This is a genomic window from Pseudomonas sp. MBLB4123, from assembly GCF_051904775.1.
Lineage (GTDB): Bacteria > Pseudomonadota > Gammaproteobacteria > Pseudomonadales > Pseudomonadaceae > Aquipseudomonas > Aquipseudomonas benzenivorans_B.
In genome coordinates this window covers 1,531,029-1,547,654 of the sequence record NZ_CP196711.1, presented here as the reverse complement: position 1 = coordinate 1,547,654, position 16,626 = coordinate 1,531,029, and the positions used below count along the sequence as shown (strand labels likewise).

The window sequence follows — 16,626 nt, the reverse complement described above, 5'->3', positions numbered from 1 at the left end:
CAGTCAGCTACGGGGCGCGTGTCAATGCGCGAAGTGCAGGGAGTGTGAGGTGAGTCACAAAGCTTTCGTCTATCCATCAATAGCTGCTAGTTGTTTGTCAAGACTTGTAATGTCGTATGTCGCAGGCACAATGCCGACAAATTTCTTCTGGTGGGAGGGTGTAAGCCCGCTGTGCCGCGTGCTTCAGGGCATGCGGCGGATGGCTGCGATAGCTCAAGCGGACAGCAATGGTTACCCCCAAACACAACTTGCACACCCGTGGCACCTATTTAAAAGATGGATCTTGACCATGAACGCAGTATCCCCCGTTGTGCAACAAACCGTTAGTGATGAAATCGACCTGGCAGCGTTATTTCACTCGCTCTGGGAGCAGAAGCTGCTGATTGGCCTGGTGACTCTGCTGGTTGGCCTGGCTGCAACGGCTTATGCCTTCCTGGTTACCCCGGAATACCAAGTACAAAGCATGCTGCGCCCGGCAGCGATCAAGGACCTGGATGCCCTGAATCGTACCGGCGTTTATGAGTTAAAGCCTGACCAAGCCATGCAGCGAATCGGCGCGGCTCTGGAATCCTATGAGAGCCGCTTGGCGTTCTTTCGGGCTAACCCGGGGCTGTTCGAGGTCTTGCGCCAGCCCAATCGCAGCCGCGAGCAGACGTTCGAAAGCTTCAATCGGGAGGCTTTTAAGATGCTGCAGCCCGACCCTAAGAAGACCGACAGCCTGAGCGCCTATGTCGGCATTCAGCTGACCTACCCGGCAGACGTCAACGGTGTAGCCCTGGTCAATGGCCTGGTTGAGCATGTCATTCAGGAGGAGCGCGGGCGAATTTCCGCCGATTTTCAAACAGTGATCCTGAACCGCCTCACTCAACTCGAATTGAAAATGGCCGCAGCCCGCGCCAACTACGAAGCGAGTAAGGAAGCCAAGATCGCCCAGTTACTCGAAGTCGACAGCCTCAAGCGTGCGCAGTTGCAAGATGAACTCAAGGCCTTGCGTCAGCAGCTCAAGACCCGCCGCGACAACCGCATTACCCAATTGGACGAGGCGATCCGTATCGCCAAGGCATTGGGTATCAGCAAGCCCACTACGCCTTCCGCATTGGGTGAAGGCGAGCGTGTAGCACAAGGCAGTGTGATCCGCACCGAGGTCAACAATCAGCAGATACCGCTCTACTTCATGGGCAGTGATGCGCTGGAGGCAGAGCGTAACGCATTGCTGCAACGCCGCTCCGACGACTTTACCGAGCCACGCATCGCGCAGATCGCCAAGGAGTTGCAACTGCTGACGCACAACCGGCAGATCGAAGTGCTCAACCAGCGTGAAAACGAAGACCTGTTCCTCAAGGGCCTGGCCAGCTGGCGCGAGGAGGCCACCCGCTTGCGCAACCTCAGTATCGATGTGGCCGATCTCAAGCTGGTGTCTGTCGACCAAGTCGCTGTGGACCCCCTGCACCCAGTAAAACCCAAGAAGGCGTTGATCCTGGCATTGGGTTTGGTGCTCGGCGGCATGTTGGGCCTGTTTATCGCCCTGCTGCGTAACATCCTGCGCCGAGCGTCCTCGCGGTATCGTTCCGGTCAGTTGAGCTTGACACCCTGACAGGGCGAGTTTGTAGGGTGCGCCGTGCGCATCAAGCCCTCAAACACAAGCGATGCGCATGACGCACCGTACAGCGATCCATTAACAAGCAGGCTCTAGCCGCTTGTTGGGGCGAACACGACGCCGTAAACCAGGGATGCACCGCCGGTACCGTCCATTCGCCGGCATTGTTAACGGACTAACACGGATCGACAACATGGTTTACCCCGACATCCTGCACCACGGCGCCAAGGACGGCGTCACCGGTTCCTGTCACCAACTGCTGATGGACGCCCAGCACAGTCTGCTGATCGACTGCGGCCTGTTCCAGGGCGCGGAAACCTCGCCCGAAGGCAAGACAGGCGCCGATCGCCTGGCCATCGAATTTTCCCTGGATACGATCAAGGCCCTGATCGCCACCCACGTGCATATCGATCACGTCGGGCGCATTCCCTACCTGCTGGCCGCTGGCTTCAAGGGGCCGATACTCTGCAGCGAACCCTCCGCCAAACTGTTGCCCATCGTGCTGGAAGATGCCTTCAAGCTCGGCTTCAGTCACGACCAGAAGCAGGTCGAGCGCTACATCAAGCTGATCGAACAGCGCATCATCGCCTTGCCCTACAAGACCTGGTTCACCCTGCAATACACCGAGAACCTGACCTGCCGCATCCGTCTGCAGCGTGCCGGGCATATCCTCGGCTCGGCCTATGTGGAAATCGACCTGCACTATCCCCAGTCCGGCGAGAAGAAGCGCATCGTCTTCTCCGGCGACCTGGGCGCGCCCCATGCGTCCCTGCTACCGGCGTCCAACCCGCCGTACCGCGCCGACATCTTGGTGATCGAAAGCACCTACGGCGACCGCCTGCACGAAGACCGCCGCAGCCGCCGGCAGCGCCTGGAAAGTCTCATCGAACAAGCCCTGGCCGACAACGGCACGGTATTGATCCCCGCCTTCAGCATCGGCCGCACCCAGGAACTTCTCTACGAGCTGGAAGACATCATCCACCGCAAACTCAATGCCGATGGAAAAGGGCAGGGGGGCAGAGCCGCTCTTAGTCCCCCTCTCCCTCTGGGAGAGGGGCTAGGGGTGAGGGAAAGCGGGGTGAGGGGTAAAGCCCGTAATCACGACACGGCTGGCCTTGACTGGCCCACACTCCCCATCATCCTCGACTCGCCCCTGGCCAGCCGCTTCACTCAGGTCTACCGCGACCTCAAACCCTTCTGGGATAACGAAGCGCTGCAGCGAGTGAAACAAGGCCGCAACCCACTGGAATTCGCGCAGCTGCTAACCGTCGACAGCCACCAAACGCACCTGGCGATGGTCCGTCAGCTGACGGAAACCGCTCGTCCGGCCATCGTCATCGCAGGGAACGGAATGTGCAGCAGCGGTCGAATTGTCAATTACCTGAAATCCATGCTGCACGACCCGCGGCACAATGTCCTCTTCGTCGGCTACCAGGCCCAAGGTACCCCGGGCCGGGCCATCCAAGCCTATGGCCCGCGTGGTGGTTATGCGGATTTGGACGGGCAACGCTATGCCATCCACGCTCAAATCCATACCATAGGTGGCTACTCGGCCCGTGCGGGCCAGAAGGACTTGGTGAATTTTGTTACGCGGATGCGTGAGTGGCCGTCACAGGTGAGGATTGTTCACGGCGAAGCTGAAGTGAAGCAGGCTTTGGCCAGATTGCTGGGGCAACGATATCGGGGCAAGACTCGGACAGTGAAAACTGTCATACCAAGCTAAAGGCTGGTGTTCTGTCAAAGCTATAGGTTCATCAATTAGGACTCATCATGGGGGATTGCGAGCACCAATACCCAACTTGCGTAGAATTACCGACAGGGCCGGAGGGTAGTAGTTGCTAGGCAATGCGCTAATCTTGGTTTTTCGCGCATTTAATCTATTGATGGGCTTGATGTAAGGGTTGCTCAGAAATTTATATTAAAAGGTAAAATTGTAATCGCCGTCATTCGGACGGTGGTGAAAGGATTCTGAAGGTGTTTAAAGATTTTGACTTGGTTGGATTTGTAGGGGGGAAAATGCTTAAGCTTGAAGATGTGAACCTGGCAGTAATTGGTCTTGGCTATGTCGGGCTACCCCTGGCTGTCGAATTTGGCAAACTGCGCTCGGTGGTAGGGTTCGATATCAGTGCTCCACGTATTCGTGCTCTTGAAGCAGGGCATGATATTACCTTGGAAGTAAGCGACGAAGACCTTGCTAGCGCTCAACAGCTAAGCTTCAGTACAGATATTGCCAATTTAGCTGAATGCAATATATTTATTGTTACTGTTCCAACGCCTATCGATGAGCATCGGCAGCCTGATCTGACTCCTCTGGTGAAAGCTTCGGAAACCATCGGGAAGGTTTTGAAGCGTGGCGATATCGTCATTTATGAGTCAACGGTATATCCGGGTGCAACAGAAGAAGACTGTGTGCCGGTCCTAGAGCAAGTTTCCGGCTTGAAGTTCAATGTCGATTTCTTTGCCGGGTACAGCCCTGAACGTATCAATCCGGGAGACAAAGAGCACCGTGTCACCACCATCAAGAAGGTTACTTCCGGCTCTACTCCTGAAGTTGCCAGCTTGGTGGATGCGCTCTATAAGCAAATCATCATCGCTGGTACACACAAGGCCAGCAGCATTAGGGTGGCTGAAGCCGCCAAGGTCATCGAGAACACCCAGCGCGACCTCAACATTGCATTGATCAATGAACTAGCGATCATCTTCAACAAGATGGGAATCGACACCGAAGCCGTTTTGCAGGCTGCTGGTACTAAATGGAATTTTTTGCCATTCCGCCCCGGTTTGGTAGGTGGTCACTGCATCGGTGTCGATCCGTACTACCTCACGCACAAAGCGCAGTCCATCGGTTACCACCCGGAGATCATTCTTGCTGGTCGCCGATTGAATGATGGCATGGGCGCTTATGTGGTATCCCAATTGGTCAAGGGCATGCTCAAGCGCCGCATCCATGTGGATGGCGCTCGTGTGCTAGTGATGGGCTTGACCTTCAAGGAAAACTGCCCGGACCTGCGCAACACCAAGGTGGTGGATATCATTCGTGAACTAACCGACTACAACATCAAGGTTGATGTCTACGACCCTTGGGTCAGTCTCGACGAAGCGCAGCATGAGTATGGCATCACTCCCGTGGTCGAGCCGATCACTGGCGCTTACGACGGCATTATCCTTGCCGTTGCGCACGATCAATTTAAGAGTCTGGGCGTAGCTAATATCCGTCAGTTCGGCAAAGCCGAACACGTGCTCTACGATCTCAAGTATCTGCTAAGCGCGGAAGAGTCTGATTTGAGGTTATAGATCTAGAAGAAACCAGGGAGGGGGAGGTGATGTATAAGATGTACGTCATCCTTCCACCGCTAATCCACTTCATCGTTCATAAGTCACAGATGCCCATGACACCTTATGAGTCCCTGTTGCAAGCACTACCCACCGCTCCGAAAGCCTGGCTCATCACTGGCGTAGCAGGTTTCATCGGTTCCAATCTGTTGGAAACCCTGCTCAAACTCGACCAGCGAGTCGTAGGGCTGGACAACTTTGCTACTGGCCACCAGCGTAATCTGGATGAAGTGCAGCGTATGGTCAGCGCGGAACAGTGGGCGCGGTTCAACTTCATTCGGGGCGATATACGTAGCCTGGACGATTGTCATCGAGCCTGTGCGGGGGTCGACTACGTACTGCATCAGGCCGCTCTCGGCTCAGTGCCTCGCTCGATTAACGATCCGATCACCACCAATAGCGCCAATATAGATGGCTTCCTCAATATGTTGGTAGCTGCGCGTGACGCCAAGGTTAAGAGTTTCACCTATGCCGCCAGCAGTTCGACCTATGGAGACCACCCCGGCCTGCCTAAAGTCGAGGATGTGATTGGCAAGCCGTTGTCACCCTATGCTGTGACCAAGTATGTCAATGAGTTGTATGCCGATGTATTTGCCCGTTGCTATGGCTTCACTACTATAGGTCTTCGTTACTTCAATGTGTTCGGCAAGCGCCAGGATCCGGATGGTGCTTATGCCGCTGTAATTCCGAAGTGGACTGCCTCGATGATCAAGGGCGAGGATCTTTATATCAATGGTGACGGCGAAACAAGTCGCGACTTCTGTTTTATCGAGAATACCGTACAAGCCAATTTGCTAGCAGCAACTAGCGTAAATTTAGATGCTCGCAATCAGGTTTACAACGTGGCGGTAGGTGGGCGCACCGACCTCAATCAACTTTTCTCCGCAATCAAGCAGAGCCTGGCTAATAATGGTGTGAGTTACGCCAAAGCCCCAGTGTATCGTGATTTCCGAGCAGGCGATGTGCGCCACTCCCAAGCGGATGTTGGAAAGGCTGAGCGTTTACTTGGTTATACTCCGCAGTTCAATATTCAGGCCGGTATCGAGCAGGCAATGCCGTGGTATATCAGCTTTTTGAAATAGGTCTGGATTAGCTCATGAAAGTACTTATCACAGGCGGTGCAGGTTTCATTGGCTCGGCAGTCGTGCGTCACATTATTGGTAACACCACCGATAGCGTGGTAAATCTCGACAAGCTGACTTATGCCGGCAATCTGGAGTCGCTGGCTACGGTCTGTAGCAGCGGGCGTTATGTTTTTGAACAGGTGGATATCTGCGATCGCGCCGAGGTGGAACGGGTTTTCAATCAGCACCAACCGGATGCGGTGATGCATCTGGCGGCGGAGTCTCATGTAGATCGTTCTATTGACGGCCCGGCAGCCTTTATCGAAACCAATATTGTCGGCACTTACATCCTGCTGGATGTTACTCGTCAGTACTGGCAAGGGCTGGAGGTATCACGCAAGGCAGCCTTCCGCTTTCATCACATATCTACTGACGAGGTATACGGTGATCTGGACGGTACCGATGACCTGTTCACAGAAACTACACCCTACGCGCCCAGTTCACCTTACTCGGCGAGTAAGGCCAGCTCCGACCATTTGGTGCGTGCTTGGAGCCGCACCTATGGCTTGCCTACAGTGATTACTAACTGCTCGAACAACTATGGGCCGTATCACTTCCCCGAGAAGCTGATTCCTCTGGTGATTCTCAACGCGCTGGAAGGCAAGCCGCTGCCGGTGTATGGCAACGGGAACCAAATTCGTGACTGGTTGTACGTCGAAGATCATGCCCGCGCGTTGTACAAAGTGGTGACCGAGGGCGTGGTCGGAGAGACCTACAACGTCGGCGGTCACAACGAGAAACAGAACATCGAGGTTGTCCACACCATCTGCGACTTGCTGGATGAGCTCCGTCCTATGCAGTCCCCTGCAGGAGTGGGTTCATCCGCGGTCCACCCTGCAAGCGCCTGTGAGTCAGCGCAAAGCGATGACGAAGTTCGCTCTTACAGAAACCTAATCACTTTCGTGCAGGATCGTCCTGGTCACGACCTACGCTACGCCATCGATGCCAGCAAGATCCAGCGCGAGCTGGGCTGGATACCCGAAGAGACTTTCGAGTCGGGTATCCGCAGGACGGTCGAGTGGTACTTGAGTAATCTTGAGTGGTGTCGTCGCGTGCAGGATGGTAGTTATCAGCGCGAGCGCCTTGGTGTTGCGGTATAAGGAACAATAGTAGATGAAAGGCATTATTCTCGCCGGTGGCTCCGGCACTCGTTTGTATCCGATCACCAAAGGCGTCTCCAAGCAGCTGCTGCCGATCTACGACAAGCCGATGATTTATTACCCATTGTCGGTGTTGATGCTGGCCGGTATCCGCGACATCCTTCTGATCAGCACCCAGGAAGATATTGGCGGCTATCAACGGTTGCTGGGTGATGGCGGTGATTTCGGGATCAGGCTGAGTTATGCCGTGCAACCTAGTCCAGATGGACTGGCGCAAGCCTTCATCCTTGGTGAAGCGTTTATCGGTGGCGATGCCGTATGTCTGGTGTTGGGCGACAATATCTTCTATGGGCAGGGCTTCAGCCCCATGTTGCGTGCTGCAGTAGCAAGAGAGCGGGGGGCTACCGTATTCGGTTACCAGGTCAAAGATCCGGAGCGCTTCGGTGTGGTCGAGTTCGATGAAAGCAAGCGTGCTATCTCCATCGAGGAAAAGCCGCTCAAACCCAAGTCCCATTACGCTGTGACCGGTTTGTACTTTTACGACAACGCTGTGGTGGAGATTGCCAAGCAGGTGAAGCCCTCTGCTCGTGGCGAGCTGGAAATAACAAGCATCAATCAGAGTTACTTGGAGCGGGGCGAGCTCAACGTGGAACTGCTGGGGCGTGGCTTTGCCTGGCTGGATACCGGCACCCACGAGAGCCTGCTGGAAGCTGGGCACTTCGTCGAAACTATTGAGAAGCGTCAAGGTTATAAGATTGCTTGCTTAGAAGAGATCGCATTCAGCAATGGTTGGTTGGGCAAAGATGATCTCCTGCGCATTGGCGAGTCGTTGAGCAAGAACAGTTACGGGCAGTATCTGCTGTCATTGGCTAAATGAGTTCGGCTGTTTTATTTTTGAAAAGAGCAGTTCTCAATGAATTTCTAAGGTTACTTGGTCAATTGTGTATTATGTGCAAAGTCGGCAAGTCTGTATTCTGGTAAATTTTTAAGATGAGAAATTAATAAACTTATCTAAAGGTACGAGCTTTGGCCTATTTAAACGAAGAACAACTCCTGAAAATGGGGTTTAAGAGCCTTGGAAGAAATGTAAGGATCAGTGATAAAGCTAGTATATATGATGCTGATCAGATAGAGATTGGTGATAATTCGAGAATAGACGACTTTTGTGTTATATCCGGAAAGGTGTCGATTGGCTCATATTGTCATATTACTCCAATGTGCCTTGTCGCTGGGGGTAGTCCTGGAATTTATTTTTCTGACTTTTGTACTCTTGCATACGGGGTAAAGGTTTTCTCACAAAGTGATGACTATACAGGCGAAACATTAACCAATTCATTGATCCCATCAAAGTATAAAAATGAATTATTTAGATCTGTTTATTTTGGTCGTCATGTTATTGTCGGTGCTGGTGCTACGGTTTTCCCTGGCGTAGATGTGGCTGAAGGTTGTTCGATTGGTGCGATGGCTTTGGTTAATAAGAGTACTCAGTCATGGGGTATCTATGTTGGCAGTCCGGCACGAAGAATAAAAGAACGGAAAAAAGATTTGCTAGAGCTTGAGAAAAAATTTCTTAAAGAGATGTCAGATGATACCTTTTAATAAGCCTCCGTATACTGGCAACGAAGATAAATACGTATTAGCAGCTATGCGTAGTGCAAAAATTTCTGGTGACGGTGAGTTCAGCAAGCGTTGTCATAGATGGTTTGAACATATGCTTTCATGTAAGAAGGTACTTCTGACACCTTCTTGTACCCATGCCTTGGAAATGGCTGCGATATTGATCGATGTGCAACCGGGTGATGAAGTTATCATGCCCAGTTACACCTTCGTAAGTACCGCAAACGCTTTTGTATTACGAGGCGCAAAAATAGTTTTCGTTGACATCCGTCCGGATACATTGAATATAGATGAAAGTTTGATTGAGGCGGCCATTACGTCCAGAACTAAAGCGATCATACCGGTTCACTATGCAGGCGTTGCTTGTGAGATGGACAGCATCATGGATATCGCTGCCCGCCATCAACTCTTTGTGATTGAGGATGCCGCGCAAGGTATGATGTCAACTTATAAAGGCCGCCCCCTCGGCAGCATTGGGCATTTGGCCGCTTATAGTTTTCATGAAACCAAGAACTACACCAGCGGTGGTGAAGGTGGGTTGCTAATCATCAATGATGAACAGTTTGTCGCTCGTGCTGAGATCATCCGAGAAAAAGGCACCAACCGTAGCCAGTTCTTCCGGGGTATGGTCGATAAATATAGTTGGGTTGATGTGGGTAGTAGCTATTTGCCTAGCGATATACAGGCTGCTTATCTCTGGGGACAATTAGAGATTGCTCAAGAGATCAATCAGGATCGATTACAAAGCTGGAATTACTATTACAGCGCACTCAAACCGCTAATCAAACACGGGGAAGTTGAACTCCCTTTCATACCTAAAGATTGTGTACACAACGCCCACATGTTCTACCTCAAGGTCCGGAATCTTGAGAAAAGAACATCGCTTCTTAGGCATCTTAAGGAAAATAATATATTTGCAGTATTTCATTACGTTCCGCTACACACGGCTACTGCTGGGCCACAATTCAGTCGTTTTCATGGTATTGATAACTATACAACTATGGAGAGTGAGCGCCTAATTCGTTTGCCATTATGGTATGGCATAGAGGAGGCGGTAAAGCAAAGGGTAGTAGATGCTATTAATGAGTTTTTCCAGTGAATTTGAAAAAGATACTGCAATTTACAATTGGACCGGTTTGTGCCGCAGGTATTGCGTTTTTAACCTTGCCTGTTTTGGCATGGATGTTCTCGCCAGAGGATATTGGCCGAATTACATTGCTTCAAGTTGCGGTATCGTTTTCCTTTGTCTTTGGTGGAATGGCTTTAGAGCAGGCCTATGCGAGGGAATTTTATGAACATTCTGACCGTGCGGCATTATTGAAAATAACTTTTATACCGGGTTTTCTGTTTGCGTTAATCGTAGTTTCGATGCTTCTCTTGGTTGGGGTTGATGTCAGCGGGTTATTGTTTGGGGTGCATGATTTCACATTTTTGGTCTTGGTTTATGTTTGCGTCTTGGCGAATTTTATTGCTGCTTACTCGTCTCTAATACTCAGAATGAATGAGCGCGCTTTGGCTTATTCGCTGATAAATCTTTCTGCAAAAGGCCTGTTTCTTTTTTCAGTTCTGATGGTTTATTTTCTTGGATTCTCGAAAAACTTCCACACGCTCATTGGGTTGCACTCTCTAAGTGTTGTGGTTGCCATGCTTGCAGCTATTTGGCTTGCCCGCAAAGAATGGTTGGCTGCTTTATATGCCAATTTTTCGTATCAACAATTATTCGGATATATTCGTTTCTCCCTGCCTCTTGTTTTTGGGGGGGGGGCATACTGGGGACTCCAGGCTGTTGATCGAGTGTCCATTCGTTGGTGGTCTGATTTTGAACAGCTTGGTATCTTTTCTGTTGCAGTCAGTTTTGCTGGTATTGCAGTGCTTTTTCAAAGTATTTTTACTACAGTATGGACACCCTTCATCTATAGGTGGAATGCTGAGGGTTTGGATGTTGAAAGGTTAAACCAAGTAACTGAACATGTTTTGGCTGCTGTGGTTTTTATTTATTCTTTAGTTGGTACTTTTTCTTGGTTAGTCAGCTATCTGTTGCCGGAAAAATATTCAATCGTTTCCTATATCATTACGGCTTGCATGGGAGCGCCGCTGCTATATATGCTTTCCGAGACCACTGTTGTGGGGCTGCATCTAACGCGCAAAACAATTTTCGCCATGCTGGCGCCATTGTTAGCCTTGCTCGTTAACTTGATGCTTAACTATATTTTAGTTCCGAATTATGGTGCGCCTGGAGCTGCCGCAGCGACTAATTTGGCATTCTTTGTATTCTTTTTATTAAGGACAGAGTTCTCTGCTGTACTCTGGCGTCCATTTCCTCGGGGGAAATTATATTTCTTTGCGTTTCTTTGCTCGGTGGTCTCAAGTGGTCAGTCAATCTTGTATGAGAGCTTAGGGTTGGCATCATTTTTATTGTGGGGAATTATATTCCTGTGTTCTCTGTTTTCATTTCGGTCCACAATTTTAGTGGCTAAAGAGTATTTTCTTTCAAAATTCTTGTCTGATTCTATTAGACATAATTAGATAAAAGAGATTTCGCGTAGGTGAAAAATGCTTTTTATTTATGGTTCATTAGCTCTTGGTGGTATCGAGACGTTCTTTGTGCGTATGGCGAAAGCACGAGCAGCGATGGGGATGAAAACGAAAATTCTCCTTCTAAAGAATAAAGAACGGAGTAACCCTGAACTACTTGATGAAATGGGGAAATATGCTGAGGTTTATTATCTGGAGGATTTTGTTTTCTTGCCGAAACTGGTTTCTGCATTTATTCCGTACCATTTATTACTTGTAATTCCACTTAGGAAGGAGCTTCGCCATGTTTTTGATGATGTTAGGCAAGTTCATGTTTCTAGTGGTGCCCTAGGATTTTTTTATCTTAGAGTTTCCTCGCTTTTTGAGCTAAGTATTCCACTTACGATTGGCGTTTACCATTCGAGGGAGTTCATTTGGGGAGCGGGGGGGGATTTGCCTTTTTATGAAAGAACTAATAGACACCTCTTTTCTAAGTTTTTGAGCAGAGAAAACTTGATCTTTTTCAACGAGCGACTCGTTAGTTGTTACGAAGAGGCTTTTGGTCATGACATGGTTGGCGTAAATGTTTTTCCTTTAGGGGTTACTAGTTCCAATGCTCGTGTTGATATAGGGAAAAGGAAAAAAAGTAAGAGTAAAGATCTCGTCATTGGATCTATAGGGCGCTTGGTCGATTTTAAGACTTACAATCTGTGGATGATTGATGTTGTGCATGATCTGATAAAACGTGGGATTTCCGTTCGTTATGTGATTTACGGAGACGGCCCCTTGAGGGCTGACATGATCAAGAAAATTGAAGCTTATGGTCTGTTAGATCGAATTGAGTTGCGAGGGCTGCTTGAATACTCAAAATTCACGGGAGCCATTAGTGAATTTGATATTTTTATAGGTTCTGGAACAGCAATTGTTGAAGCTGCTGGGCAGGGTGTTCCTTCATTGATTGGCATTGAGTCTGTTGATGCTCCTGTGACTTATGGTTTTCTGTCTGAAATTCCCGGATTTACCTATAATGAAGACAATCTTTATACAAAAAATTTGGCCGTTGACAAGATTTTTGAGTTTATAAATATGGATTGTTGTTCAAGGACTAAAATTTCTTACGACCATATTAGTAAGGCAGATATTTTTTCAATAGAAACATGTGTTCAGAACTTTAATGGTGTAAAAGGCGTGCCTTTTGATGGTGATTCTTTGGCTGAGTTTTCTTCGTTTTATTTCAGACTGAAGTATTCGATAAGTTTTTTTATTTTTTCTTTATTGCTGCGTGTGCGAGGGAAGGCTTTGTCGGAAGTTGTGTATGGTTGAGTTTAGGAAGCAATATTCGGCTGATTGTTATTGGGCTTTTAGTTTTGCTTTTTCCATTGTTTATGCTGCTGTTCTTTCAGGGCTTCAGGTTGATGCATTTGTTGATCGGGATAATTATTTGGTTTATGCGGAGTACTCCTCGGATATTTTAGAAAGGTATGTGGGTGAAGGTGCGCTTTCTGTCATTTTTAATGAGCCGGTTTGGCTTTTTATAAACATATTTCTATCTTTTTTCTTTTTTCCTGATGTTGTTTTGCGGGTTATTATTTTCTTTTCTTCTTTCTTTACGTGTATTTACATTTTGCGCTTTAAGGTGGAATATTTTTTTGTTTTGTTGGTGTTTTTGCTTCTTCCACAAATCTTGAAAAATAATATAATTCATTTACGTCAAGGGTTGGCTATTACATTTTTTTTAATGGGATGGTTTTCTTCTCGTTCAGGTTTGCGCTGGACTTTTATGGGGCTTTCTAGCTTGATTCATGCCTCGTTTTTGTTTTTGGTTTTATTGTTTTTTCTGAATCAGCTATTTACTATCTTTCGGTACTCAACTGGGCTGCGTGTTTTATTGATATCATTGCTTAGTGTTACGATTGGAGGGGCGGGGATGTGGCTCGCTAGAGTACTAGGTGCTCGTCAAGGAGAGGGGGCGCAATATTTTAGCGTTAGCGGTCTTGGCTTTATATTTTGGTTAGCTGTTGCTGTATTATTTTTTTCTCAGGGAAGGCAGTTTTTAAGGGCTAATGCGTTTGCATTCTCAATATTGTTATTCTACTTGATAACCTATTTTTTTCTGCCGGTGACTGCGCGTATTTTTGAGAGTGGAATGATTCTGGTACTTCTTGCGGGCTTGTCGCTTGACTCTTACAGGAAGGTCTGTTTTTTTTCTGCTGTGTTCTTCTATTTTTGTGTGCAGTGGTATCAACGTGCCGGCTTGCCTGGGTTTGGTTGGGGTGTGGAAAATTACTTGTAATTATTAAGAGAGTCTTATGTGCGGCTTTTCTGGTTTTATCTCGCCTGGTCATTCATCGCAGGTCGCCACTCACGATCTTAAGGTGATGAGCCAGTCTATTATTCATCGTGGCCCCGATGATAGGGGGCACTGGCTCGATGAGAGAGCGGGGGTGGGGCTTTCGCACCGGCGTTTATCGGTCGTCGATCTGTCTCCGGCAGGTCACCAACCTATGCATTCCGCCTGTGGTCGCTATGTCATTGCATTCAACGGCGAGATCTACAATCACCGCGACTTGCGTGCTCGTCTGGAAAGTGCGGGTGTAGCACCTGCCTGGCGTGGCCATGCCGACACTGAAACCTTATTGGCCTGTTTTGTTGCGTGGGGTATCGAAAAAACCCTGCAGGCTACTGTGGGAATGTTTGCCATCGCGCTGTGGGATCGCCAAGAGCGGGTTCTAACCCTGGCCCGTGATCGCTTGGGAGAGAAGCCCCTGTATTGGGGGTGGCAAGATGGTGTACTGCTTTTTGGCTCGGAGTTGAAGGCTCTCAAGGCTCATCCAGCGTGCAAGGCAGAAATCGATCGCGATGCTTTGGCGCTTTTGTTGCGGTACAACTATATCCCGGCTCCTTCGAGTATCTATAAGGGTATCGAGAAACTGCGCCCCGGTCATTACGTTAGCATTCCACTAAACGTAGACGCGGCCGTTTCCGTGCAGTCGATACCTTATTGGCAGATGAACCAAGCGGTTGAGCAGGGGCAAGTTAACTTATTTACGGGCAGTGATGCCGAAGCCGTCGATCTGCTGGAACAACAGCTGAGCCAAAGTATTGCCGGGCAGATGCTGGCCGATGTGCCATTGGGAGCTTTTCTCAGTGGGGGGGTCGATAGCAGCTCCGTTGTGGCCTTGATGCAGCGGCAAAGCAGCCAGCCAGTGCGCACCTTCGCTATTGGTTTTAATGAAACCGGCTACAACGAAGCAGAACATGCTCTGGCCGTGGCCCGTCATCTTGGCACTGACCACACGGAGCTGTACGTCAGTTCGGCGGATGCTTTGGCTGTTGTCCCGCGTTTGTCACAGATGTACTGCGAGCCTTTCGCTGACAGCTCTCAAATTCCCACTTTTTTGGTCAGCCAGATGGCGCGTCAACATGTCACGGTCGCGCTCAGTGGTGATGCGGGCGATGAGTTGTTTGGCGGTTACAACCCCTACCAGTTTGCCCCGCGCATTTGGAAGCATCTCAGCAAACTACCTGTATCAGTGCGCAAACTCGCCGCCAGCACGCTTTCTGGGCTGCCAATGCCAGGCAAAGTACGCAAGCTGATGGAGGTATTGCCGGCGGCCAGTCGTGAAGACTTCTATCACCTGCTAATGAGCCACTGGAAACAACCGGAAGCGCTGGTGATTGCTGCGCATGAGCCTCTAACGCAACTCAGCTCACCGCAAGCCTGGCCTGTAACGGAAAACTTTGCCAACTGGATGATGGCTATGGATGCTCAGACCTACATGACCGACGACATTCTGGTAAAGGTAGATCGAGCGGCCATGGCCAACAGCCTGGAAACTCGTGTGCCGATGCTCGATCATCGCGTGGTCGAACTGGCCTGGCGTATTCCTGTGAGTTTGAAAATCCGTGAAGGTAAGGGCAAATGGGTATTGCGCGAGATGCTTTACCGTCATGTACCTAGAGAGTTGATCGATCGCCCTAAGAAGGGCTTCTCCATCCCGCTGGCGATCTGGTTACGTGGCTCGTTACGTGGCTGGGCCGAAGCCCTGCTGGATGAAAGCAGGCTACAGCGCGAGGGATACTTCAATGCTGCGCCGGTGCGGCGGGTGTGGCTGGAGCATTTACATAGCAAGGCAGACCATTCCACGAAACTCTGGAGCATTCTGATGTTTCAGGCGTGGTTGGAGGAGCAAAAGCTTTGATTGTCCACCATGTGATTGTTGATCTTAATTTTGGTGGGGCAGAGTTTATGCTCAAGCGACTGATTGAATCGCATGCCTCAGACACCGGAATCCAGCACTCTGTAATCTCGTTGACAGATTTTGGGAAGATAGGCCCGCAGTTGGTCGCACAGGGTATTCAAGTTACCGCGTTGAATATGCGCAGTTTTTTTGGCATGCCGAAGGCGTTGTACTCTCTTTATCGTATTTTTTTAAAGAGTAAACCCGATGTCGTGCAAACCTGGATGTACCACTCGGATTTGCTGGGTGGCGTTGCGGCACGACTTGCGGGCATCGAGAATATCATATGGGGTGTTCGTACCACTGAGTTGGCTAAAAGCGGTAATAGAGCGACTGTGCTTGTTCGTAGGGCCTGTGCATTTCTTTCACGCTATATACCGAAAGTGATTGTTTGTGCTGCGGAGGCTTCGCGGCGTGTCCATTTGGGCATTGGTTATGATGATAAACGGATGATCGTTATTCCTAATGGCTTTGATGTAGTGAGACTGACTGCTACCGCGGAACAACGTAATCAGCATCGCGCTTTGCTTGAGATAACTGCCGGGGAGCTAGTTGTAGGCAGCCTGGGTAGGTTCAACCCTGTTAAGGACCATGCAAATTTCATTACAGCCGCTGGCATGCTCGCCCCGAAGTACCCCAGTTTGCGCTTTTTGCTGGTTGGCCGAGATCTTGACAAAAATAACATAGCATTGAAGGAGTATATTGATGCTACTGGCTATGCCGACCGCTTCATACTTTTGGGCGAGCGCCAGGATGTCCCGGTATGTCTGAAGGTCATGGATATATTTTGTCTGCATTCGCGCACTGAGGGATTCCCTAATGTGCTGGGCGAAGCCATGACGATGGGATTGCCTTGCGTGGCAACAGATGTTGGGGATGCTGCTTATCTGATTGGTGATGCCGGTATTGTCGTGCCAAGGCAAAATGCACAAGCATTAGCGGATGGGCTTGAGCGGTTAATAGCACTAAGTGTTGAAGAGCGTTTGGAGCTTGGGCAAAGAGCGAAAGATCGAATTTATGCCTGCTTTACGATGAAGCGAGCAAGCGAGCGCTTTATGCAAGTGTATGATGCTTTGTCTTCTCCTAGGAATATGTGCTGA

At 49.6% G+C, this 16,626-nt stretch carries 13 protein-coding genes; all 13 read left to right on the top strand.

Going from position 1 to position 16,626, the window contains the following annotated elements:
* Positions 1 to 289 precede the first annotated feature (289 nt).
* The gene (locus ACSX1C_RS07255) at positions 290 to 1,594 is read left to right on the top strand and encodes a Wzz/FepE/Etk N-terminal domain-containing protein (protein WP_439888874.1); all 1,305 of its coding nucleotides are present in this window, start codon (positions 290 to 292) and stop codon (positions 1,592 to 1,594) included.
* A 196-nt stretch (positions 1,595 to 1,790) separates the two neighbouring features.
* Positions 1,791 to 3,320 carry an MBL fold metallo-hydrolase RNA specificity domain-containing protein gene (locus ACSX1C_RS07250; RefSeq protein WP_439888873.1) on the top strand — a complete coding sequence of 510 codons (1,530 nt, stop codon included), beginning with the start codon at positions 1,791 to 1,793 and terminating at the stop codon, positions 3,318 to 3,320.
* 293 nt (positions 3,321 to 3,613) lie between these two features.
* Positions 3,614 to 4,891, top strand: a complete 1,278-nt coding sequence (gene tviB / locus ACSX1C_RS07245; protein WP_439889379.1) for a Vi polysaccharide biosynthesis UDP-N-acetylglucosamine C-6 dehydrogenase TviB — start codon at positions 3,614 to 3,616, stop codon at positions 4,889 to 4,891.
* Between the two features lie 95 nt (positions 4,892 to 4,986).
* Positions 4,987 to 6,012: an NAD-dependent epimerase/dehydratase family protein gene (locus ACSX1C_RS07240; RefSeq protein ID WP_439889378.1), complete on the top strand. Its 1,026-nt coding sequence runs from the start codon at positions 4,987 to 4,989 to the stop codon at positions 6,010 to 6,012.
* Between the two features lie 14 nt (positions 6,013 to 6,026).
* Entirely contained in the window at positions 6,027 to 7,154 is a 1,128-nt protein-coding gene (gene rfbB / locus ACSX1C_RS07235) for a dTDP-glucose 4,6-dehydratase (protein ID WP_439888872.1), read from the top strand.
* A 13-nt stretch (positions 7,155 to 7,167) separates the two neighbouring features.
* On the top strand, positions 7,168 to 8,031 hold the full coding sequence (rfbA, locus tag ACSX1C_RS07230; protein ID WP_439888871.1) for a glucose-1-phosphate thymidylyltransferase RfbA: 864 nt from the start codon (positions 7,168 to 7,170) through the stop codon (positions 8,029 to 8,031).
* 149 nt (positions 8,032 to 8,180) lie between these two features.
* On the top strand, positions 8,181 to 8,753 hold the full coding sequence (locus ACSX1C_RS07225; RefSeq protein WP_439888870.1) for an acyltransferase: 573 nt from the start codon (positions 8,181 to 8,183) through the stop codon (positions 8,751 to 8,753).
* Entirely contained in the window at positions 8,740 to 9,870 is a 1,131-nt protein-coding gene (gene rffA / locus ACSX1C_RS07220; protein WP_439888869.1) for a dTDP-4-amino-4,6-dideoxygalactose transaminase, read from the top strand. The genes ACSX1C_RS07225 and rffA overlap by 14 nt, the downstream gene beginning before the upstream one ends.
* On the top strand, positions 9,867 to 11,297 hold the full coding sequence (locus tag ACSX1C_RS07215; RefSeq protein ID WP_439888868.1) for a lipopolysaccharide biosynthesis protein: 1,431 nt from the start codon (positions 9,867 to 9,869) through the stop codon (positions 11,295 to 11,297). Before rffA ends, ACSX1C_RS07215 begins: the two co-directional genes overlap by 4 nt.
* Positions 11,298 to 11,324: 27 nt before the next feature.
* Complete coding sequence (locus ACSX1C_RS07210) at positions 11,325 to 12,608, top strand: hypothetical protein (RefSeq protein WP_439888867.1); 1,284 nt, start codon at positions 11,325 to 11,327, stop codon at positions 12,606 to 12,608.
* A complete protein-coding gene (locus ACSX1C_RS07205) occupies positions 12,601 to 13,578 on the top strand; it encodes a hypothetical protein (protein ID WP_439888866.1) in 978 nt (325 codons plus the stop codon). Before ACSX1C_RS07210 ends, ACSX1C_RS07205 begins: the two co-directional genes overlap by 8 nt.
* A 16-nt stretch (positions 13,579 to 13,594) precedes the next feature.
* The gene (gene asnB, locus ACSX1C_RS07200) at positions 13,595 to 15,487 is read left to right on the top strand and encodes an asparagine synthase (glutamine-hydrolyzing) (protein WP_439888865.1); all 1,893 of its coding nucleotides are present in this window, start codon (positions 13,595 to 13,597) and stop codon (positions 15,485 to 15,487) included.
* Positions 15,484 to 16,626: a glycosyltransferase family 4 protein gene (locus ACSX1C_RS07195; RefSeq protein WP_439888864.1), complete on the top strand. Its 1,143-nt coding sequence runs from the start codon at positions 15,484 to 15,486 to the stop codon at positions 16,624 to 16,626. The genes asnB and ACSX1C_RS07195 overlap by 4 nt, the downstream gene beginning before the upstream one ends.